The following is a 24,619-nucleotide window of genomic DNA, read 5'->3' on the forward strand; positions in this document are numbered from 1 at the left end:
TGACACGTTAATTGTGTCAATTCCGCTGAATGGACAACAGTGTAAATCAGGCTTAACATGGATAAAAAACAACACTTTAAACGTCTTCAACATACGTTAATGATTGCATTTCTTGCATTGAGTATTACCCCCCTATCAATTATCGCTATCTTCTTTCTTCAATCGCACAGCCAAGATCTAGCGACTCAAAGTACAGCTCACCTTGTTTCTTTGAGAGACAATAAAGAACAGCAAGTAACAAACTACTTTAAAGCTCGAAAGTCAGAAGTTTTAGGCTTTGCACGTTCAGAATTAGCCAATGCGAGTGGTGGCCGATTTTATGGCTTAATCAGTGCGTTTCCGCATTTAGGCTCATCGATTGAGAATGCGAGAAAAAACGCACAATTAAGATATATAGAAGGGTCAGGAAATAAGATTCGCACCAGTATTTTGCCAGAATCAGATTCTTATATTGGCAGTGAACGCTATCGTCTTTTGCATAAACGATATCACTGGGCTTACCAAGAGTTACTAAAACGTTCTGATTTTACCGATATCTTATTAGTGGATATTGATGGCAATGTTGTGTACTCAACTAAAAAAGAAGACAACTACGGTACTAATTTACTCAGCGGTAAATATAAAGGCACCGCACTTGAGCATACGTACAGCAAAGTACGTAAAATGATGGATAAACCAAACAACCAAGACAATATTCCCGTTATATTCTCTGATTTCTCTTACATTAATGATGAAAGTACCGCATGGTTTGCTGCACCTATCGTTCAACAAGGGTACTTACATAGCTTTGCTTTATTTAAATTACCGAATACAGGTCTATCTACGCTGCTAGATAATAAAGAAAATAGTTCAACTAAAACCTATTTTGTTGGTGAAGATTCTTATTCTCGAATTAGCAATAACGACACGAACAAAAACTTAACTCAAAATATAATAGCGGCACTGTCAGGTAAAACTAACGTTGGCAGTTTTATAGATAAAAATGGTCAGAAAGTATTAGCTGCATTTGCTCCAATTAATATTGATAATCATGTTTGGGGGTTATCTGTTGAGTTACCTGAAAATGAAGCCTTTGCTCGTATTCAGCAATTAGAGCACATTTTTATTATTGCTATGATCATCGCTATCGTCAGTGTTGTCATCGCCTCTCATTTCTTATCTAACTCAATTACGGCTCCTTTGCTACGTCTTACTTGGGCTGCAGAACGAGTATCCGCAGGAGATTTAGATCAAGATATGATCAGTACCGATAGAAAAGATGAGATTGGCCGTCTTGCGGTAAGTTTTGCACGAATGCAACGATCAATAAGAGAAAAGATTCAACTGATCAAAGCTCAAAATAAAGAGCTAGAAGCAAACCTTGCTATTATCAAAAATAAAAACAGTGAATTAGAAGCCGCTGATAAATTAAAAGATGAATTCTTAGCAACAACCTCTCATGAGCTAAGAACCCCACTGCATGGCATGGTTGGTATTGCAGAAGCTCTTTATACTGGCGCTAATGGCCCTATATCAGCCTCTCATCGTCATCAATTAGAAATCATAATTAATAGTGGTCAACGACTCACTAACCTAGTTAATGATTTATTGGATTATCATAAAATGCGCCATGGTAATTTAGATATTCACCGTCATGTCGCTGATCTTTCTTCTGCCACAAGTCTCGTTCTTGAATTATCGCAGCATTTACTTGGTAATAAACCCATCCGTATTATTAACCAAGTTGATAAATCATTACCTTCTGTTTATGCCGATGAACAGCGCCTTGAGCAAGTTCTGTATAACTTAATTGGTAATGCGATTAAATATACTTCAGAAGGGAAAATTGTTATTTCAGCCAGTGTTGTTGACCAATTCTTGCGTGTGCAAGTGGTTGATACAGGGCATGGGATCCCAGCCGATGAATTAGAACATATTTTTGAACCTCTGATCCAAGCAGGTCATGACTCTAATCGCTACAGACAAGGCTCTGGGTTGGGTCTATCTATTAGTCGTCAACTTATTGAGTTAATGGGTGGTTCTTTATATGTAAGTAGTCAGCCAATGGTTGGTGCTACTTTTAGCTTTACTGTACCTTTAGCCAGTAAAGAACAGATACAACAACATAAATTATTAACCAAAGAAGATATCGCTCATTTCCAAAACCCTGAAAAATTAGAATACAACTTAGATGATCTGACAGAAGAACTCCCAGAGAACCCTGATGGTCCTCTGCTATTAGTTGCTGATGATGAACCTATCAACCTACAAGTATTAAGTAGCTTCCTCAAAGTTGAAGGCTATCGCGTGAAAACAGTTAATGATGGTCCTGAAACCCTGCAAGCCTTAGAAGAAGAAAAACCAGAATTGCTTCTCTTAGACGTAATGATGCCAGGAATGAGTGGCTATGAAGTTTGCCAATCAATTAGGCAAACATACAACCACTCCCAGCTGCCTATTATTATGCTCACCGCATTAAATCAAACCCAAGATAGAGTACGAGGCTTTGAATCAGGGGCCAATGACTACTTAACTAAACCATTCAATAAGCAAGAACTGGCCGCTAGAATTAAAGCTCACTTACAAGCCAGCCAAGCCGAGGGAAGGTTGACTGAAAATGACAGACTACAACAAGAGATCCGTCATCGCGAGAAAGTAGAAACCAGCTTACTTGAAACCCAAGGTCATATACTAGGACAGTTAACTCACGCACAAGAAGCCATCATTTGTGCGAAATCTGATGGCAAAATTCAATATGTGAACCAAGCGGCAGCAAAACTTTTCTTACGAACAGAAGAGCAACTGTCTCGATATTCTATTGATGAGTTAATCGCTAAACGCAGCTTAATTGAAAGTGAGCAAAATTATAGAGGTAATATTGACGTCTATATTGATGGTGCAATAAAGCAAATTAATGCTGACCTATTGCATCTTCCTGTCGCTTCAGGCTTATCTATCATGCTTGTGGTGAGCCATAAAAATGAAGCTAGCGATCAACGTATTCATGACTTAGAAAGTGCCGTAGAAGCGCTCTCTGCGTTTGCTTTTGATGGCGATAAACAGAAACTTGATTCTTTATCTATTATGGGGGGCGATATTGCTCAGTTAGCCATTAAAGCCAATGAGAATAAAGAAGATAAAGGAACGATTATGCGAGAGCTCATTGTTGATGGAATGATTTCTGCTCTTCAATATTGGGAAGACTCAACAGGACAAACTAAATTTACTCTTGCAGAGGAAAGTGGTTTATGGCGCGTTTATCTTGATAGAAGCACACTGCAAACTCGAACTTTAGATAAGTACTTACGAGTAGAGTCTTTGCCTAAAACACCGCGATGGCGAACTGTTGTGAGTACATTAGAATATATCCTTACACACTGTAGTGAGCATAACCAAGAAAGAGAAAAACTAATAAGAATAAAGGATAAACTTCAGGCTTTAATCTCATCGAGTTAATCATTAAAGTAATTAAATTAAACCCGTATTTTTATACGGGTTTTTTTATATCCATACTATTTCACAGCACAAATTAACTGCTTTTACATTCGTTAAAAACAACAAAAAATATAATAAAAAACCGTGTTTTACTCAGTGAAATCTATATTTGTCGTAAGAATGAGAAGCGAATCACAACAAACCTAACCTGATAATTTTAGCGATAAATTTACGGACCTAAGTCACACGTGATCGCAATCACTCTCTATCAAACAAGTAGGGAAACCATATACACATCATAATAAAGGGGGTAAGTACACACTAACTTTTGCCTTTACAGTACTTCATATATTGAACATGCATCACACTGGTGTTAGTGTGCGAAATATGGGCAAAACATAGGAAAACAACAATTTTAACGTAGCAAAACCCAACTTTGACGTTTTTAACGGGAATCTAAATTGACGTTTTAAGCAGAAAACGTTTTCCTATACATGCCCAAGGCCTACAGACCACTCAAAAACCATGGTAAAGGTAATTTAAAAAATGGATTTGAGGTAAGCCTAAAATGTGTGTTTATCAGATTGATAAAGACGTATATATCGTGAAACTAAAGCAAAGAGTAAGGAACAGCTATGCTTGCCAATATTAAAAAAACTACACTAGCTGCTGCAGTATTAGCAGCAACAACTGGTTTTGCTGCTACAGATGCAGCAGCTCGCAGTGAGCTAACAGTAGTACCTGATTTCTACCCTACAATGATTCAAAACTTTAACCCATACTTAGCAACTAATCTTCGTACAACAACTGATTTTGTTTACGAACCATTAGTTATCTTTAATGAGATGCATGGCAATGAACCAGTAATGCGTCTTGCGGAAGACTTCCGTATGTCTGATGACCTAATGAGTGTAACTTTTGACATTCGTAAAGGCGTTAAATGGTCTGATGGTGAAAAATTCACAGCTGACGATGTTATCTACTCTTACCAACTATTGAAGGACAAGCCAGAGCTTGACCAACGTGGTATTAATAAGTGGGTTACAAAAGTTGAACGTTTGAATGAATACCAAGTTAAATTCAGCCTATCTGAAGCTAACTCAAACGTACCTTATGAAATCTCATTGGTACCAGTAGTTGCAGAACATATTTGGTCTAAAGTTAAAAACCCAACAACATTTACCAATGAAAATCCAGTAGGTACTGGTCCTTTCACTGAAATCGATACGTTTACACCACAACTTTACATTCAGTGTCGTAACCCGAATTACTGGGACAACGATAACCTAGATGTTGACTGTTTGCGTGTTCCTCAAATTGCAAACAACGACCAACTACTTGGTAAAATCGTAAACTCTGAACTGGATTGGACTTCATCTTTCATTCCAGATATCGATCGTACTTACGCTTCAGCAAATCCTAATCACCAATACTGGTACCCGCCATCAGGTACACAAGCATTGATGGTTAACTTTAAAAACCCAGATGCAGCAAAAAATGAAGCGTTAACTAACGTTGAATTCCGTCGCGCTATGGGTATGGCACTTGACCGTCAAACTATCATCGACATCGCATTCTATGGTGGCGGTACTGTCAATGACTTCGCATCTGGCCTAGGTTATGCGTTTGAAGCTTGGTCTGATGAAGATATTCATAATAAATACAAGAAATTCAATACTTACAACGTTGAAGCAGCTAAGAAACAATTAGCTAAAGCTGGCTTTAAAGATGTAAATGGCGATGGTTATGTTGATACTCCATCTGGTAAATCATTTGAGCTTCTAATTCAATCACCAAATGGTTGGACTGATTTCAATAACACTGTACAACTTGCTGTTGAGCAATTAGATGAAGTGGGTATTAAAACAAAAGCGCGTACTCCTGAATTTGCGGTTTATAACCAAGCAATGCTAGAAGGCACATACGACTTAGCTTATACCAACTACTTCCACGGTGCTGATCCACACCTATACTGGAACAGTGCATATAACTCAGCACTACAAGAAGGCGATGGTATGCCTCGTTTCGCAATGCATTACTTCAAAGATGCGAAACTAGATGCCCTACTTGATAGCTTCTACAAAACAGCTGATAAAGACGAGCAAATCGAAATCGCTCACGGTATTCAGAAAATCATCGCTGAAAACCAAGTAACTCTTCCTATTATGTCTGGTGCTTACATGTACCAATATAATACACAACGCTTCACTGGTTGGTGGAACGAGAAGAATCCTAAGGGCCGTCCAAACATCTGGGCTGGTATTCCTGAGCGTCTTCTACACGTTCTTGACCTAAAACCTGTTAAGTAATATGTAACAACTTTTGCGGTGCATATCTTGTGCACCGCCTATTCTCCCCTTCCCTACTAGCTAAAGGATTGGCGCTTGTCGTCAGGGGATTTTGCGTCCTGATTTCCAGGTCAGGCAAATAACATCTGGATGAGTAAGGTGTGAGTTATGGGATTTTTTCTAAGACGTTTATCGTTCTATTTTATTGCGTTGGTCGTTGCTGCAACGATTAACTTTATCATTCCGCGAGCAATGCCAGGTGACCCTGTTGTCATGATGTTTGCGAATGCCACCACTCAGGTAACTCCTGAGCGTATCGAAGCTATGAAACAACTGCTAGGTTTTGTTGATGGCCCTCTTTATCAACAATACTTTATCTACATCAAAAACATTCTAACTTGGGAACTAGGTACTTCTATCAAATTCTACCCTCTAAGTGTAAACACACTATTAGGTGGCGCATTTGGTTGGTCTCTTTTCCTAGCTGGTACAGCAGTTATTCTGTCTTTCTCTCTAGGTTCAATCTTAGGTATTTTTGCTGCTTGGAAACGCGGTAGTGCATATGACACATTTATCTCTCCAGGGATGCTGGTTATTCAAGCCGTGCCGCAAGTGGTTATCGCAATGCTTGCCATGTTTACCTTTGCCGTCGGATTAAAATGGTTCCCTACAGGGTATGCGTATACTCCCGGAGTTATTCCTGACTGGACTAGTTGGGTATTCATAAAAGACGTCGCTTATCATGCCATTCTTCCATTGATCTGTGCTTCAGTTGTTCAAATTGGTGGTTTCTTAATCAACATGCGTAACAACATGATTAACCTGTTAGGTGAAGATTACATCACCATGGCAAAAGGAAAGGGATTAAGCGAAAACCGAGTTGTATTTAACTACGCAGCACGTAACGCAATGCTTCCAAGTGTTACCGCTCTATCTATGTCTCTTGGTATGGCTATTGGTGGTCAACTTATCGTTGAAATTATCTTTAACTACCCAGGCCTTGGTTCAGTATTGTTTAATGCAATTACGTCTCGTGACTACCAAGTTCTTCAAGGTCAGCTACTTATCATGACTCTGTTCATGTTGTTCTTTAACCTTCTTGCTGACATGTTATACGTTGTTCTAGACCCTCGCCTACGCAAGGGAGGAAAATAATAATGAAAGGCTTAATTAAACTTCTTTCTGGTAACCCTAAGTCACTGTTTGGTTTAGGTATCCTATTCATGTTTATCTTTGTTGCTGTGTTCGCCCCATTTCTTAGTGACCACGCTCCAGATAAACGCACAGGTAAACCACATGAATACCCAAGTTTCGTTGTAACGTCTGCACAAAACAACCCAGATGGTTGGGTTTCTGAAAACTTAGCAACTGACCGTCGTACATTATTGATGTCTAAAAAGGCAGACCACGTAATGGGAACGACACGTATGGGTCGTGATGTTTGGTCTCAACTTGCTCATGGTGCTCGTGTATCACTAGCGGTTGGCTTTAGTGCAGGTTTAGTGGTGTGTTTCTTAGCAACTGTTATCGGGATCTCTGCGGGTTACTTCGGTGGCAAGGTTGATGACATCTTAACGGCTGCAATGAACATCATGCTGGTTATTCCTCAGTATCCATTGTTGTTCGTGCTTGCTGCCTTTATTGGTGAAGCTGGCCCTATGACCATAGCCCTCATAATCGGGTGTACGTCCTGGGCTTGGGGCGCACGTGTAATACGCTCTCAGACCTTAGCATTACGTGAAAAAGAATTTGTAAGAGCTGCTGAAGTACTAGGTGAATCATCATGGCGCATCATCTTTGTTGAGATTCTGCCAAATCTTATCTCAATCGTAGGTGCAAGCTTCATTGGCTCTGTAATGTACGCAATCATGATGGAAGCAACGATTTCATTCTTAGGTCTAGGTGACCCAAGTACGATTAGCTGGGGCATCATGCTGTACAACGTACAAACGTCTTCATCTATCTTAATTGGCGCATGGTGGGAACTAATCGCTCCTTGTATGGCACTGACTCTTCTAGCTGTCGGCCTTGCAATGCTTAACTTCGCTGTTGATGAAATTGCTAACCCACAACTTCGTTCTCACAAAGGAATGAAACGTTGGAAGAAATTAGCCACTCAAGATACGAATGAACGTAAACCAGATTTAGCTAAACCAGTATTAAATTGGAACAGGGAAGATTGATATGACTGACCCACAAATTTCTATCCGCAATCTATGTGTGGATTACATTACTGAATCAGGTGATGTGCGTGCTGTAAACAATGTGAGTTTTGACATCGGTAAAGGTGAAGTCTTTGGTCTAGCTGGTGAATCAGGTTGTGGTAAATCAACTATTGCATTCTCTTTAATGCGCCTACATAAGCCGCCAGCATTCATCACCGGTGGTGAGGTTATATTTGATGGACAAGACATCTTAAAATATAGCGACCCACAAATGCAGGCTTTCCGTTGGAGTGAGATGTCAATGGTATTCCAAAGTGCCATGAACGCATTAAACCCAGTACTTCCGATGGAAGAGCAGTTTTGTGATGTAATCATGCGCCATACCACAATGACTCGTGAGCAAGCAATTACTCGCGCTCAAGGTTTATTGGAAATTGTTGATATTCATCCGAGTCGTTTAAGTGATTATCCTCACCAATTCTCTGGTGGTATGCGTCAGCGTTTGGTTATTGCAATTGCATTAGCACTAAACCCTAAAATGATCATCATGGACGAACCAACAACGGCACTAGATGTTGTGGTTCAACGTGAGATTTTACAGAAAATTTATGCGCTAAAAGAAGAGTTTGGTTTCTCTATTCTATTCATTACGCATGATTTATCACTAATGGTTGAGTTCTCAGATCGCATTGGGATCATGTACTCAGGTGAATTGATCGAGGTTGCTTCTTCAAAAGAGATCTTAACCTCTCCTTACCACCCATATACAAAAGGGCTGGGTAGTTCATTCCCACCACTAACGGGACCAAAAACCAAATTAACAGGTATCCCTGGAAACCCTCTTAATTTATTAGAGATTCCGCAAGGTTGTCGCTTCCAGTCTCGTTGTGATCGTGTACACGAAGCATGTCGTACGATTCCTACGCAGCTTCGTCAGATTGAGCCTGGTCACTTGTCAAATTGCCACCTTTACGGTGAGACAATTGCACAAGCAAAAGCATAAAACGGATTTTCTGGAGTAAATTATGAGCAAAGCATTTGGCGAACTACTGATTGAAGGCAAAAATCTAGTTAAAGATTTCCCTGTAAGTAGTAACGCACTTAAAAACCCAATGATGCGAGCAATCAACGACGTATCATTCAAGATGTACAAAAGTCGTGGTCTTTCTGTTGTAGGTGAATCTGGTTCTGGTAAATCCACCACTGCAAAAATGATCGCAAAAATGTACGCACCAACAGACGGCGTTATTGAATACAAAGGACGTGATATTCAAGATATCGTTAAGAAAAATGATCTCATGAAATATCGTGAAGGCGTACAAATGGTATGGCAAGACCCATTTGGTTCTTTAAACCCAACCCATAATATTTTCCATCATATTGCTCGACCACTTCTTATTCATAAGAAAGTCACATCTGGCAATCAAAAAGAACTTGAAGATCGTGTTTATGATCTTCTAGAGCAAGTTGGTTTGATCCCACCAAAAGAAACCGCGGCTAAGTTCCCGCACCAGCTTTCAGGTGGTCAACGTCAACGTGTCAACCTTGCTCGAAATATTGCTGTAGGTGCTGAAGTTGTTCTTGCTGATGAGCCTACATCAATGCTTGATGTTTCTATCCGTGCAGGTGTTCTTAACCTAATGGAAGAGATGAAGTTTGAGAAAGAAATGTCTCTACTTTACATCACGCACGATATCGCAACCGCTCGTTATATCGCAGAAGATCTCGCGGTAATGTACGTAGGGCACATGGTTGAATGGGGTGACACTGATGAAATCATTCACGATCCTCAGCACCCATATACACAGCTATTAGTGTCAGCGGTGCCAGATCCAAGCAAATCGATCCACACCAAGTTGAAGGGAAATAAAGGGGAGATCCCTCTTTGGACTCCAGAATCAGCAGGCTGCCCATTTGCTGGCCGTTGTACTCACGTAACAGAAAAATGTAAAGAACGTATGCCTGGCGTAACAAAACTGTCAGACAACCATTTTGTTCGTTGTTACTTATACGAAAATTAATTTCATTAGTAATATCGAACAGCAGTAATTGGTATTTTGGAGAAATAGATGCAACTGTTAACTAACCATATTGGATATGAAACAAACGGACCGAAATCAGCGGTATTATTGGCTACCACTGCCCTAGCGCAGCCAATCTCTGGTCAAATTGTTTGTACTCAAACACAACAGGTAAAACACCGTTTTTCTATTTCTTCATCAAACCAAGTTGCTCATTGGCATCAAGGTTACTTTGCTGAGATTTCATTTAATGAATTCTCAGAACAGGGAGAGTTCATTCTTGTAATCGAAGGGGCGATTTCTCATCCTTTTATTATCAAATCAAACCTATTAATGAGTCATACATTCTCTGATGTTATGCACTACTTTAAATCGCAACGTTGTGGTGGAATTTTTGATAAACAAGATAAGCAAGCTCCTGTATTAAACAGTAATGAAACCGTCGATGTTCATGGTGGTTGGTACGACGCATCTGGTGATGTAAGTAAATACTTCAGTCACCTTTCTTATGCTAATTACTTAAACCCTCAACAAATTCCAATGGTTGTTTGGAATATGCTGAAAGGGCTTGAATTAACTCAAAACCTATCGAGTTTTGCTGCATTCTCTCGCACCCGTCTCACGGAAGAGGCATTGTTTGGTGCTGACTTTTTAGTTCGAATGCAAAATCCGACAGGTTTCTTTTACATGACCGTATTTGATAAGTGGAGTAAAGATATCAATCAACGTGATATCTGTGCTTACGCGACCCAAGAGGGTCTGAAATCTGATGATTACCAAGCAGGTTTCCGTCAAGGTGGAGGAATCGCAATTGCGGCTCTTGCTTCTGCTGCTCGCTTAGATATTGATGGTGAATTTACTAGTGAAAACTATTTAGACGCAGCGGTAAAAGGTTATTGGCACCTAAAAGAACATAACCTTAATTATTTAAATAATGGCGAAGAGAATATCATTGATGAATATTGTGCTCTTCTTGCTGTTATCGAGCTATTCAAAACAACTCAAGATAATGCCTTTTTACTGGAAGCTCGTTCATGGGCAGAAAGATTATCAGCTCGCCAACAAAGTGATGAGCAGCAAAGCAACTTTTGGTCTGCAACTCAAAATGGCGAACGTCCTTATTTCCATGCAGCAGAAGCTGGTCTTCCTGCGATTGCACTATCTCAATACTTAGAAATAGAAACTGACAATAGCCGTAAAGCTCATACTCAATTAATTATCAACAAAGCTGTTGAATTTGAATTAACTATCTCTTCAGAAACATTCAATCCATTTGGTTATCCAAGACAATACGTTAAGCCGGTTAAGGGTGAAAAACGCAGTGCCTTTTTTGTCGCTCATGACAATGAGTCTGGCTACTGGTGGCAAGGAGAGAATGCTCGCCTAGGTTCGTTGGCGAGCATGAGCTATTTAGTCCTACCTCATATTACTTGTACTGATATTAAACAGAAATTAGAGATCTTTGCTCAGAATAATTTGAACTGGGTATTAGGATTAAATCCTTATGATATGTGTATGTTAGATGGTCATGGTCATAACAACCCTGATTACCTTCCTCATCTTGGTTTTTTTAATGCTAAAGGTGGTGTTTGTAATGGCATTACTGGTGGTTTTGATGATGAAGAAGATATCGCTTTCAATCCTGCACCACACGGTGAAGATATGCTACAAAACTGGCGTTGGGGTGAACAATGGATCCCTCACGGCGCATGGTATTTATTAGCAATTATGACTCAATCATCTTACCAAGCGAAACTAGGAGAATAGTCATGAGCTATTTATATGTTGGAATTGATGGTGGTGGTACTTCTTGTCGCGCTCGAATTCGCAATGCACAAGGTGATTTATTAGGTGAAGCTAAAAGCGGCAGTGCCAATATCTTATTAGGTATTGAAGTTGCAATGGATTCAATCATTACTGCGATTACCCAAGCGGCAGCACAAAGTAAATTATCACAAAATGATTTTGCCACAATGCACGTTGGCCTTGCCCTTGCTGGTGCAGAGCAAAAATCAGCTTGGCATAAATTTATGCAATTAAAACACCCTTTTGCCTCAATGACATTAAACACAGATGCTTACGGCGCATGTTTAGGTGCCCATAAAGGCAAAAATGGAGCAATCATGATAGCTGGAACTGGCTCTTGTGGTATCTACATCCAAGATGGTCAACAGCATGTTGTTGGCGGTCGAGAGTTTCCAATATCAGACCAAGGTGGTGGCGCAATTATGGGCCTTCATTTAATTCAAAATACGCTTTTGGCTTCTGATGGTATAAAACCTATGACAGCTCTAACCGAGCATGTATTAGCGCATTTTAATCATGATATCGATAGCATCGTTGATTGGTCTAAAACGGCTCGCCCATGCGATTACGGACAGTTCTCTCCAACTATCTTCGCTCTTGCGTTAAAAGGGGATGATCTTGCTATTGAGCTGTTACAACAAACAGCCAGTGATATCGAAATGTTTTTAACGGCTTTAAATAAGAAAGGCGCAACACAAATTGCGTTAATGGGAAGTATTGGTGAGCGCATTGTTGAGTGGTTATCCCCTTCTATTCGCCAATATTTAGTACAACCACAATGTGATGCGATTGAAGGTGGCATCATGATGGCAGGAAAAGCAGAACATAACCTGTTCTAGCATTTTATAAGGAAAAGATGATGGATTATCGTGTAGATCTTGTTGTTTTGTCAGAAAAAGACAATCTAAGCCGCTTTGGCTTAACGTTACACAATTTAAGCGATGTGGATCTTCATCATTGGCAGTTTCATTTTACGATTGATCGCTTCATAGCTCCGCACAGTAATACTCAAGGTACTTTAGAGCAAATCGGTAGTTTCTGTAAGCTGATTCCAAATGCTAACCAAGTACTGAAAGCAAACAACCATTACTATGTAGAATTCAGCATTGGAACGGCCCCTTTTCGTTTTATTTCTGATGGTCTTGATGATGCAGCTATATTCATTACCGATAGCGAAAAGCCTCAATTTTTAGAGGTTTCAATCTCTCCAATAGTATTAGCATCACCACACACGGAACGCACTCAAATACCAAGAGTTGCACCTGCTGAATTATCGTTAATTCCAAAACCAGAATCAGTACAACGCCTTGATGGGTTATTTAATTTAACGAACTCCTCACTTGAGATTCAAACTCATTTAGCAAAAGGCCCTGCAACATGGTTAAGTGAAGAGTTAGAGGTAATTACATCAAAAAGTCATCCTCTTAGTGATAATGGACAGATCCTATTTATTGCTAATCCAACACTAGATAGAGGGGCTTACCAAGTCTCAGTGGTGGAAGATAAAGTCACTCTTCATGCTGGTTCAAATGAAGGTTTTGCTCATGCTTGCGCTACATTACTGCAATTAATTAATGAAAACACACAACTAGTACCATGTGTAAAAATTAAGGATCAACCACGCTTTCACTACCGTGGCATGATGCTAGATTGCGCAAGACACTTCCATCCACTTGAACGAGTAAAGCGTTTAATCAATCAATTAGCTCAATACAAATTCAATGTTTTCCATTGGCACCTCACTGATGACGAAGGATGGCGCGTTGAGATCAAAGCATTTCCAGAATTAACTCAAGTTGGTGCTTGGCGTGGTTCTAACCATCTTTTAGAGCCTCAATATACGCATGTTGCTAGCTCTCATGGTGGCTTTTACTCACAAGAAGAAATTAAAGAGGTGATCGCTTACGCTGAAGTTCGTGGTATTACCGTGATCCCTGAAATTGATATCCCAGGGCATTGTCGCGCAGCTATTAAAGCACTACCTCATTTATTAGTTGATACCGACGATCACTCAAATTATCGCAGTATCCAACATTACACAGACAATGTACTTTCTCCTGCATTAGAAGGAACTTACACCTTTATTGATACGGTACTTGAAGAAGTTGCTGCACTTTTCCCTGCTCCATATATTCATATCGGAGCTGATGAAGTTCCAAAAGGCGTTTGGACAGACAGCTCAAAATGCCAAGAACTAATGGAACAACAAGGCTATAGCGATCCAGTAGAACTTCAAGGCCACTTACTTCGTCACGCTGAAACAAAATTGAAACAGCTTGGTAAAAGAATGCTTGGATGGGAAGAAGCTCAACATGGCAATAAAGTCAGTAAAGATACGGTTATTTATTCTTGGTTAAGCGAAGAAGCGGCACTTAATTGCGCTAAACAAGGCTTTGATGTGGTACTTCAACCAGGACAAACGACTTACTTAGATATGGCTCAAGATTATGCTCCTGAAGAACCGGGGGTTGATTGGGCTAATGTACTTCCTCTTGAAGATGCATATAACTATGAACCATTAGCAGAACTTGCTGATAACGACCCTATTCGTAAACGAATTCTTGGCATTCAATGCGCGCTTTGGTGTGAAATCATCAATAACCAAGCGCGTATGGACTACATGATTTTCCCACGCCTTTTAGCAATGTCTGAAGGTATGTGGACACAAAAACAACACAGAAACTGGACAGACTTTTTATCAAGGTTAAATGGACGATTACCAACCCTAACACGTCAGGGTATTAATTTCCGTCAACCATAAGTCACCCAATTATTAGTATTTTAGTTAAGGATAAAACAATGAAATACGGCTTTTTTGATAACGATAACCGTGAATATGTAATCACTCGCCCTGACGTACCAGCACCATGGACTAACTATTTAGGTACAGAGAAATTCTGTACGGTTATTTCTCACAATGCTGGCGGTTACTCTTTCTATAACTCTCCAGAGTACAACCGTGTTACTAAATTCCGTCCAAACGGCACATTTGATCGCCCTGGACACTATGTTTACTTACGTGATGATGAAACAGGCGATTACTGGTCAATCTCATGGCAACCTGTAGCAAAAAGCTTAGATGAAGCAAGCTACGAAGTTCGTCACGGCCTGTCTTACTCTAAATTCAAATGTGATTACAACGGCATTGAAGCGACTAAAACCTTATTTGTTCCAAAAGGTGAAGACGCTGAAGTGTGGGATGTGGTTATTAAGAATACTAGCGATAAGCCTCGTGTTATCTCTGCATTCTCTTTTGTTGAATTCTCATTCAGCCATATCCAATCAGATAACCAAAACCACCAAATGTCATTGTACTCTGCAGGTACTTCTTACAATGAAGGTGTGATCGAATACGATCTTTACTACAACACCAATGATTTTGAAGGTTTCTACTACTTAGCATCTACGTTTGATCCTGACTCATACGACGGTCAACGTGACAGCTTCTTAGGCGCATACCGTGACGAAGCAAACCCAATTGCGGTTGAAAAAGGTCAATGCTCTAACTCAGCACAAACCTGTTACAACCACTGTGGTTCGCTTCATAAGCAATTTACTATTCAACCTGGTGAAGAAGTTCGTTTTGCTTACGTACTTGGTCTAGGCAAAGGCAACGGTGAGCGCCTACGTCAAAAATACCAAGACGTTGCTAATGTTGATGCCGCTTTCCAAGAGATTAAAGATCACTGGAGCGAGCGTTGCGATAAGTTCCAAGTTAAATCACCAAACGAAGGTTTGGATACAATGATCAACACTTGGACACTATATCAAGCAGAAACTTGTGTGGTTTGGTCTCGTTTTGCTTCATTCATCGAAGTGGGTGGACGTACTGGGCTTGGTTACCGCGATACCGCTCAAGATGCGATCTCTGTACCTCACGCTAATCCAAAAATGACTCGTAAACGTATCGTAGACTTATTACGTGGCCAAGTAAAAGCCGGTTACGGTCTACACTTATTTGATCCTGACTGGTTCGATCCTGAAAAAGCAGACGTTGTTCCATCAAAATCACCAACAGTGGTTCCTACTCCATCGGATGACGATAAGATCCACGGCATTGAAGATACCTGTTCTGATGACCATTTATGGATTGTTCCGACGATCATCAAATATGTAATGGAAACTGGTGAACATTCTTTCTTTGACGAAGTGATCCCATACGCTGATGGCGGTGACGCAACAGTTTATGAGCACATGAAAGCGGCGTTAGATTTCTCTGCAGAATACGTTGGTCGTACTGGTATTTGTAAAGGTTTACGTGCTGACTGGAATGACTGTTTGAACTTAGGTGGTGGCGAATCATCAATGGTTTCATTCTTACATTTCTGGGCATTAGAAGAATTCTTAGATTTAGCTAAATTCCGTAACAATGATGCTGATATCTCTAAATACTCAGAAATGGCAGCTAACGTACGCGAAGCGTGTGAAACTCACCTTTGGGATGAAGAAGGCGGCTGGTACATTCGTGGTCTAACCAAAGATGGCGACAAAATTGGTACAGCACAGCAAACTGAAGGCCGTGTTCATCTTGAATCAAACACATTAGCGGTTTTATCTGGTGCGGTATCTCAAGAGCGCGGTGAGAAAGCGATGGATGCTGTTGATGAGAACTTATTCTCTGAATACGGTTTACACCTAAATTCACCTTCATTCTCAACACCAAATGATGACATTGGTTTTGTTACTCGTGTTTACCAAGGCGTAAAAGAGAATGGCGCAATCTTCTCCCACCCAAACCCATGGGCTTGGGTAGCAGAAGCAAAATTAGGTCGTGGTGACCGTGCAATGAAATTCTATGATGCATTAAATCCATATAACCAAAATGACATGATTGAAAAGCGTGTTGCAGAACCATACTCATACGTACAGTTTATCATGGGTAAAGATCATCAAGATCATGGCCGTGCTAACCACCCTTGGTTAACAGGTACTTCTGGTTGGGCTTACTTCGCGGTAACTAATTTTATTCTAGGTGTTCGTGCTGGCTTCGAAGGCTTAACGATTGATCCTTGTATTCCAACTAATTGGCCTGAGTTCTCCGTGACTCGTCAATGGCGTGGTGCTACATACAATATTCAAGTTAAGAACCCTAACTCAGTAAGTAAAGGCGTTCAATCAATCACGATTAATGGCGAAGAAGTTAATGGCGCAGTCCCTGTTCAAGCAGAAGGCAGTGTGAATAACGTTATCGTAATCATGGGTTAAGTACGTTTAATTAACGCTTAATTTAAATGATAAAAGTAAGGAGCTTATAGCAAGCTCCTTACTCTAAAAGGAATTTACAATGATTCAATTTGGTACTGGCGGATGGCGTGCTTTCATTGGTGAAGAGTTCACTAAAGACAATGTACGTCTTGTCGCACAAGCGTTATCTAATATTATGATCAATGAACAAGCGCAAGAAAAAGGCTTTGTTATTGGCTATGACCGCCGCTTTCTTTCAGATAAAGCAGGTAAATGGTTTGCTGAAGTCGTCGCGGCAAACGGTATTAAAGTTAGCTTTATTGACCGATTCGTTCCAACCCCGATTGTTATGTTTCAAGCAAAAGAGATGGGATGTATTTACTCGGCTTGTATTACTGCCTCTCACAACCCTGCAGATTACAACGGCGTTAAAGTCTTCATTGAAGGCGGACGCGATGCTGATGAAATAATCACTCAAAAAATTGAACAACAAATTGCTCATTTAACGCAGCAAGATGTAAGCAGTGTTGATTTTGAAGAAGCGCTAAACGATGGTTGTATTGAGATAATTAATCCAATGAACGCATTCGTTGATTCCATCGTTAACTTTATCGATATGGAAGCCATTAAAAAAGCGAATTTACGCGTACTGATCGACCCTATGTTTGGAGTTGCAAAAAATGCCTTACAAACCGTATTAATCAGTGCTCGCTGTGATGTTGATGTTATCAATGACGGTGAAAACCCTTCATTTGGTGGTCTAATGCCATCGCCTAACGCAGCAACATTATATCGTTTAAAACACTTGGTTGCTCATGATGGTTATGACATTGGTATTGGCACCGATGGTGATGCTGACCGTCTAGGTATCATTGATGAGAAAGGTAACTTTATTCATCCAAATGAAGTGCTATTGCTACTTTATTATTACCTACTTGAGTACAAAGGTTGGAAAGGTTCTGTTGTTCGTAATATTGCTACCACTCACCTACTAGATAAAGTCGCAGCCGATCATGGTGAAAAGAGCTTTGAGGTTCCGGTAGGCTTTAAGCATATCAGTTCACAAATGGAAGCGGATGATTCTTTACTTGGTGGTGAAAGCTCGGGTGGCTTAACTATTCGTGGTCACATTAAAGGTAAAGATGGCGTATTCGCTTCAAGTTTACTCGTTGAAATGATCAGTGTGACGGGTAAAAAACTCTCTGAAATGCTTGATGAAATTTATGCTAAATATGGTTATGCCTACACTGCCGAAGGCGACTGTACATTCAAAGCAAGTGAAAAAGAAGCGCTGTACAATAAAATTTATATTGAAAAACAACTGCCTGAATTTGAACATGAAATTGAAAAAGTGAGCTATGAAGATGGCGCTAAAGTTTATTTCAAAAATGGTGGCTGGGTAATTGCTCGATTCTCAGGAACAGAACCGTTACTAAGAATTTTTGCTGAGATGGAAGACAAATTAACAGCAGAAAAAGTATTGAATGAAATGAAAGCTTTCCTTTCTCTTTAGTTTCCAATGTATTTTTAATAAAAATACACTTCTAAAGACTTAACCCAGCTAATTCTTGAGTCGATTAGCTGGGTTCTTTTTATCTAAAAGCTTAATTATTTTCTTGAAGGAATACGATTGGACAATGAGGCTTAATCTCAACTCTTACCTTTTCACCATTAGATAAAGAGTCATTAGAAACACCAATCAATTGCGTCCCATCATCTTCAATCACATATCGGCACGTATCACCCATAAATTGTAATTCTTTAACAATAGCACAGCCTGATGCGTCTCTATATAACGTAATATTTTGTGGTCGAAGTAAAACATCGGCTTTCTTATTTGCATCTTCAGTACTACGACCACAAGAGATCAAACCAACCGCAGTTTCAATGTTTCCATCATTGCCAATCATACCTGAAACATAAGAACCACCACCTAGGAAGTCAGCAACAAAGCGGCTGTTTGGCGAATAATACAAATCATTAGCACTGCCAAATTGCTCAATTACACCATGGTTCATTACTGCCAATTTATCAGAGAAAGCGAATGCTTCTTCACGGCTATGAGTAACGAAAATAGCCGTCACACCTTGCGCTTTAAAGATACGGCGGATCTCTTTGATTAAATCGTGACGAACCTGTGTATCAATATTAGAGAATGGTTCATCTAATAACAGAAGATCAGGCTCACTGGCTAGTGCTCTTGCAATCGCGACACGCTGCTGCTGACCACCCGATAGTTGATGAGGATAACGATCACCAAAACCACTTAAGTGCACAAGATGAAGCATAGATTCTACTTTATCTATTGCTCGCTGCTTTTCCCATTTTTTTAAGCCAAACCCGATATTTTCGCTTACCGTAAGATGTGGAAACAACGCATAATCTTGAAAGATCATACCTATATTTCGCTGCTCTGGCGGCAACCATGTATGACTGCCGGTAATAACTTTACCATTAAGATTCATCTCACCTTCAGACAGAGGCAAGAGACCTGCAATCGCTTTTAGAAGAGTGGTTTTTCCGCAGCCACTCGCACCTAGCAAACAAACAATTTCACCCGATTCAACGTCTAAAGAGAGCTGAGATAAAATATCCTGATCATGATAGCGACAGGTTAAATTAGATATAGATAATGCAGAATTCATTAATGCTGTTGCTCCAAAGAACGGTTAACAATGATCAATGGGATCAATCCAACCAATACCAATAATACCGCAGGCATTGCTGCAATCTCTAATTGCTCATCAGAAGCAAAATTAAATACATAAGTGGCTAGTGTTTCAAAGTTAAATGGGCGTAATAATAAGGCCGCATTTAACTCTTTCATGGTTTCAATAAAGACTAATAACCCAGCAATCAAGCAACCCCGACGAATTAATGGAAAATGAACTCGACGTAACATAGACCACGTTCCACAACCTAAAGTGCGCGATGCCATATCCAATGACGGTGGAATTTTATTTAAATTACTTTCAATCGATCCAATAGCCACTGCTGAAAAGCGAGTCACAGATGCAAAAATTAACGCAAAGATTGAGCCTGAGAAAATTAAACCAACCATCCCAAAACCCAGTTGTTTTGAAATATCATTAACTAAATGATCCAAACCAATCATAGGTAACATTACGCCAATCGCTAGCACTGTTCCGGGAACTGCATAACCAAGTGATGCTAAGCGCATCGGGATCACACTCCACTTACTGCTAGGTTGCAGACGGTGTAAGAAATTAACCACAATTGCAATAATTACAGCAATGATCGCCGCAATAGATGAGACATATAAACTATTGACTGCATACTCTTGAAACTCTGCCGTCCAACTCTCTTCAAAGTAATGAAAAGAATAACTAATGAGCTGCAATAATGGAAAAATAAAAGCAATCGAGACTAATCCCCAGCACCAAGTAAATGCACCCCACTTTTTCCAACCATGAAGTTCATATTGAAACTCTTCGTTGGTATTAAACTTCTCTTGGAACATTTTTTGTTTACGGCGGCTATAACGCTCACCACTGATCAACAATAAAATACCCATCAACATAAACGCTGACACTTTAGCTGCGGCATTCAAATTCGAATAACCTAACCACGTATCATAAACCGCCGTCGTTAATGTATTTACTGCAAAATAGCTAACCGTACCAAAATCCCCTAACGCTTCCATCGCAACTAAAGATAAAGCAACCGCAATAGAAGGTCTTGCTAGAGGTAGCGATATGCGTTTAAAGCTCTCCCAAGGAGTACATTTTAATAATCGCGCCGACTGTAGCAAACTGATGTTTTGCTCCATAAATGCAGCACGAGCAAGTAAATATACATATGGGTATAGCACCAAAGACATTACAAGAATGGCACCAGTTAAGGTTCGAATATCTGGGAACCAATAATCACCGTAAGATTGCCATCCAGTGATATCGCGGAGTAATACTTGGATTGGTCCTGCAAAATCAAGCCAATCGGTATAGATATATCCCACAATATAAGCTGGCATAGCCAAAGGAAGAACTAAAGCCCATTGTAAAACTGACGAGGAAGGTATACGACACATGGCCATAAACCATGCAGAAGGGACCCCTAAAATTAAGGAAAAGAACATCGCACCAAAGACTAATAACACCGTATTCAGCGTATAGGTTGGTAATACGGTATTAAACAGATGAGTAAAGATATCATCTGTGTTACCTAGTGCGGTATATAGGATCGCTAAGATCGGCAAAACCAGTAGTAGAGATACACTCCAACTACTGGTTTTCCAGAATAATAATTTTTCTTTCATTGCCTAAACTGCAAGGCTCTTTTTAAAATGGTGAGGTATTGTTACCTCACCAATAGTAAATATCAAATTAAAGATCAAATTTAACTTCATCTAAAAGTTTAATCGCTTTAGTGTGGTTATCAGCAATCGCATCTAAAGATAGCGTATCTGCTTTGAAATCACCCCAAGATGCAACTAACTCAGAACGCTTAACACCAGGTTTTACTGGGTATTCGTAGTTCACTTCAGCGTACATACCTTGTGCAACATCACCCGTTAAAAACTCCATTAATTTCAAGGCATTGCCTTTATTAGGTGCGTATTTAGCCATTGCCATACCACTAACATTTACGTGAGTACCATCAGTGTTTTGGTTAGGGAAGTTAATGTATACAGACTCAGCCCATGCAACTTGCTTAGGATCATTAACCATTTTACCTAGGTAGTAACTGTTACCTAAAGCGACATCACAAAGACCTTCTTTAATTGCTTTAACTTGTGCACGGTCATTACCTTGTGGCTTACGAGCAAGATTATCTTTTACGCCTTCTAACCATGTTTTTGTTTCAGCTTCACCATGATGAGCGATCATAGATGATACAAGAGAAACATTGTAAGGGTGCTTACCGCTACGAGTACAAATTTTACCTTTCCACTCTGGGTTTGCTAAATCAGCATAATCAAAATCAGCACCTAATTTACCAACACGGTCACGAGATGAATATACGTTACGAGCACGTAGAGTTAATGCGAACCACTCATCGTCTGAATCACGATATTGAGCAGGAACGTTAGCATCAATCGTTTTGCTATCTACTGGTTGTACTAGATTTTTATTTGTTAGTTCAGCAAGACGGCTAATATCAGTTGTTAAGATAACATCAGCAGGACTTAATTCACCTTCTTGAGCTAGCTTTTCAGCCAAGCCTTTTTTAGCAAATTTCACGTTAACTTTAATACCAGTCTCTTTGGTAAACTCTTTAAACATTGGCTCAACCAAGAAAGGTTGACGGTAAGAGTAAACATTGACTTCTTCAGCAGCCATAACACTTGGTGCAAACATACCTGCGATTAGTGCAGAAACTGATAATAACTTTTTCATGATATTCCTTTAAATTTTTTCTAGTTACAAATGGTAATAAGAATACTTATCAATATCGCTATTATACAAAGCAATTATTAAATGGCAATGATCTCACGCATTATTTACTAAAAAAGCCTCAACACAGGCGGTGTTGAGGCTTCATATTTTGTAAATAAATATTAATAATGTTATTTATTTCACACTAACAAACTCTGGATAAGCATCTATTCCACAATCGTGAACATCCATCCCTTCAAGCTCTTCATCTTCTGTTACTCGGATCCCCATGGTTGCTTTTAATATTGCCCAAACCACAAGACTTGCACCAAATACCCAAGCAAAGATAACGACAGCTCCAAACAGTTGAGCGCCAAACGTTGCATCTGCATTATTTAGTGGAACTATCATCAAACCAAATAACCCACATACACCATGAACTGAAATAGCCCCCACTGGATCATCAATCTTAATTTTATCAAACCCAACAATACTAAAGACAACCAATGCACCAGCCACAGCACCGACACTCACAGCGGCCAATGGAGACGGGGATAAAGGATCCGCAGTAATCGCTACAAGCCCAGCTAATGCACCATTTAATACCATAGTTAAATCCGCTTTGCCCCACGTAGTTTTACACACGAATAACGCTGTGATGGCACCAGCTGCTGCTGCTGCATTGGTATTTAAAAAGATTTGGCCAACTGCAGTTGCATTCTCAAAGTCTGAAATCATTAATTGAGAACCGCCGTTAAATCCGAACCAACCAAACCATAAGATAAAGGTACCTAATGTTGCCAGTGGCATATTAGAACCAGGAATTGGGTAAATTTGACCTTTCTTACCGTACTTACCTTTACGAGCACCAAGTAATAGTACGCCAGCTAATGCGGCTGAAGCACCAGCCATATGAACAATACCAGAACCGGCAAAGTCACTAAATCCTGCTTCAGATAAGAAGCCACCACCCCATGTCCAATACCCTTCCATTGGATAAATAAAGGCCGTTAAAATGGCAGAGAACACAAGAAAAGACCAAAGTTTCATACGTTCAGCCACGGCACCAGATACCACTGACATCGCTGTAGCAACAAAAACCACTTGGAAAAAGAAATCCGATTCTAATGAATGATCAGCCCCTTCTGATTGAGTACCAATTAAGGCACCAATAGAAGGCATGATCCCACCCGCTGTATTATCGACATACATGATGTTATAACCGACAACTAAATAAGTTGTACAAGCAATCGCATACAAACATAAGTTCTTAGTTAAAATTTCAGTGGTATTTTTTGAGCGAACTAAACCGGCCTCTAACATGGCAAAACCTGCTGCCATCCACATGACCAAAGCACCTGACATTAAGAAGAAAAAGGTATCTAAGGCATAACGAAGTTCTGATACTGTTGTTGAAAGTTCCATAATATTGTCCTCTATCCTTAAAGTGCTTCTGTATCAGTTTCACCAGTACGAATACGCACGGCTTGCTGAAGGTCATAAACAAAAATCTTTCCGTCACCAATTTTTCCGGTATGTGCAGCTTTTGTAATCGCCTCAATAATATTGTCTACATGCTCTGCTTGAACTGCTATTTCAAGTTTTACTTTAGGTAGAAAGTCGACTTGATACTCTGCACCTCGATACAATTCAGTATGTCCCTTCTGACGTCCGAACCCTTTCACTTCCGATACTGTCATTCCATCGACGCCTGCTTCTGCGAGAGCCTCACGAACATCGTCTAATTTAAATGGCTTTATAATGGCATTGATTATTTTCATACTTCAGTCCTTGAATTATTTGTAACTTATAATTAACAATCCAATTCGTGTGCCAACTTTAAAAACATAAAAAATTCAATGCGTTAATTAATCTCCATCAAAAAAATGAAAAAAGGCTGCACTAAATAAGTGCAGCCTTTCCCTAGTATTGAGCAATAAATGGCTCAGATCAGAAGCGTCGAATAAACGCCTCCCAACTTTGGAGCATGGTTTCAAAATCTTCTAATCCGCATACAGAAATACATTCATCGTCATACATATGAATATCTTCTTCAAATTCTTCTTCTGAATTTTCAAATAATGCGTTTTCTTGGACGATAACTTCTTGATCCGTCAGAATTAGAGTCATTACCTGACCTGAGCGTTTCCATTCGTCTTGAGTATTTTTTACTGCTGCTATTTGCTGATACAGCTCCGCCAATAGTTCGGTATCTTTTGCGACATCTTCTACCAACCAACGTCCCATGGCTTCATGCCCCATAGAAAAGTTTGCATGATAAGTGCCATCGAGTGTATTTTTCTTAAATTCGTAATCCATCGGAAACCCTTACGATAATTGACGTTAGCTCACACGTTTTTAACCAAAGACAATGCTGAGCTATTTTCCTCCAGTATAATCCTATC

17 protein-coding genes are annotated in these 24,619 nt (G+C 39.9%); 11 read left to right on the top strand and 6 right to left on the bottom strand.

The window, feature by feature from the left end:
• Window positions 1-57: 57 nt before the first annotated feature.
• The 11 genes from AC2INI_RS11275 to AC2INI_RS11325 all read left to right on the top strand — a co-directional run bounded on the left by AC2INI_RS11275 (window position 58) and on the right by AC2INI_RS11325 (window position 18,391).
• Complete coding sequence (locus AC2INI_RS11275) at window positions 58-3,435, top strand: response regulator (protein ID WP_486304859.1); 3,378 nt, start codon at window positions 58-60, stop codon at window positions 3,433-3,435.
• 614 nt (window positions 3,436-4,049) lie between these two features.
• Window positions 4,050-5,723: an ABC transporter substrate-binding protein gene (locus AC2INI_RS11280; protein ID WP_122036202.1), complete on the top strand. Its 1,674-nt coding sequence runs from the start codon at window positions 4,050-4,052 to the stop codon at window positions 5,721-5,723.
• 147 nt (window positions 5,724-5,870) lie between these two features.
• Window positions 5,871-6,857: an ABC transporter permease gene (locus AC2INI_RS11285; protein WP_122036204.1), complete on the top strand. Its 987-nt coding sequence runs from the start codon at window positions 5,871-5,873 to the stop codon at window positions 6,855-6,857.
• A 2-nt stretch (window positions 6,858-6,859) separates the two neighbouring features.
• The gene (locus AC2INI_RS11290) at window positions 6,860-7,885 is read left to right on the top strand and encodes an ABC transporter permease (RefSeq protein ID WP_122036206.1); all 1,026 of its coding nucleotides are present in this window, start codon (window positions 6,860-6,862) and stop codon (window positions 7,883-7,885) included.
• Between the two features lies 1 nt (window position 7,886).
• Window positions 7,887-8,870, top strand: coding sequence for an ABC transporter ATP-binding protein (locus AC2INI_RS11295; RefSeq protein WP_060994148.1), 984 nt, complete (start codon window positions 7,887-7,889; stop codon window positions 8,868-8,870).
• Window positions 8,871-8,892: 22 nt separating this feature from the next.
• A complete protein-coding gene (locus tag AC2INI_RS11300) occupies window positions 8,893-9,888 on the top strand; it encodes an ABC transporter ATP-binding protein (RefSeq protein ID WP_151656421.1) in 996 nt (331 codons plus the stop codon).
• 48 nt (window positions 9,889-9,936) lie between these two features.
• Complete coding sequence (locus AC2INI_RS11305) at window positions 9,937-11,655, top strand: glycoside hydrolase family 9 protein (RefSeq protein WP_486304860.1); 1,719 nt, start codon at window positions 9,937-9,939, stop codon at window positions 11,653-11,655.
• 2 nt (window positions 11,656-11,657) lie between these two features.
• Entirely contained in the window at window positions 11,658-12,533 is an 876-nt protein-coding gene (locus AC2INI_RS11310; RefSeq protein WP_122036213.1) for a glucosamine kinase nucleotide-binding domain-containing protein, read from the top strand.
• Window positions 12,534-12,553: 20 nt separating this feature from the next.
• Window positions 12,554-14,455: a beta-N-acetylhexosaminidase gene (locus tag AC2INI_RS11315; protein WP_486305726.1), complete on the top strand. Its 1,902-nt coding sequence runs from the start codon at window positions 12,554-12,556 to the stop codon at window positions 14,453-14,455.
• Between the two features lie 38 nt (window positions 14,456-14,493).
• A complete protein-coding gene (locus AC2INI_RS11320) occupies window positions 14,494-16,899 on the top strand; it encodes a glycoside hydrolase family 94 protein (RefSeq protein ID WP_122036217.1) in 2,406 nt (801 codons plus the stop codon).
• A gap of 79 nt (window positions 16,900-16,978) precedes the next feature.
• The gene (locus tag AC2INI_RS11325) at window positions 16,979-18,391 is read left to right on the top strand and encodes a phosphoglucomutase/phosphomannomutase family protein (protein ID WP_486304861.1); all 1,413 of its coding nucleotides are present in this window, start codon (window positions 16,979-16,981) and stop codon (window positions 18,389-18,391) included.
• Window positions 18,392-18,482: 91 nt separating this feature from the next.
• Here the strand turns inward: AC2INI_RS11325 and AC2INI_RS11330 are convergent, their stop codons facing one another.
• From AC2INI_RS11330 to AC2INI_RS11355, 6 genes are all read right to left on the bottom strand, one after another.
• On the bottom strand, window positions 18,483-19,523 hold the full coding sequence (locus AC2INI_RS11330; RefSeq protein WP_486304862.1) for an ABC transporter ATP-binding protein: 1,041 nt from the start codon (window positions 19,521-19,523) through the stop codon (window positions 18,483-18,485).
• The gene (locus tag AC2INI_RS11335) at window positions 19,523-21,154 is read right to left on the bottom strand and encodes an ABC transporter permease (protein ID WP_486304863.1); all 1,632 of its coding nucleotides are present in this window, start codon (window positions 21,152-21,154) and stop codon (window positions 19,523-19,525) included. The genes AC2INI_RS11330 and AC2INI_RS11335 overlap by 1 nt, the downstream gene beginning before the upstream one ends.
• 67 nt (window positions 21,155-21,221) lie before the next feature.
• Window positions 21,222-22,235: a Fe(3+) ABC transporter substrate-binding protein gene (locus AC2INI_RS11340; RefSeq protein ID WP_486304864.1), complete on the bottom strand. Its 1,014-nt coding sequence runs from the start codon at window positions 22,233-22,235 to the stop codon at window positions 21,222-21,224.
• Window positions 22,236-22,409: 174 nt separating this feature from the next.
• Entirely contained in the window at window positions 22,410-23,639 is a 1,230-nt protein-coding gene (locus tag AC2INI_RS11345; RefSeq protein WP_486304865.1) for an ammonium transporter, read from the bottom strand.
• 17 nt (window positions 23,640-23,656) lie between these two features.
• Complete coding sequence (locus AC2INI_RS11350; RefSeq protein WP_045101235.1) at window positions 23,657-23,995, bottom strand: P-II family nitrogen regulator; 339 nt, start codon at window positions 23,993-23,995, stop codon at window positions 23,657-23,659.
• A 169-nt stretch (window positions 23,996-24,164) separates the two neighbouring features.
• Entirely contained in the window at window positions 24,165-24,533 is a 369-nt protein-coding gene (locus tag AC2INI_RS11355) for a YacL family protein (protein ID WP_045101234.1), read from the bottom strand.
• Window positions 24,534-24,619: the final 86 nt, after the last annotated feature.

It is taken from the genome of Aliivibrio friggae (assembly GCF_057368515.1).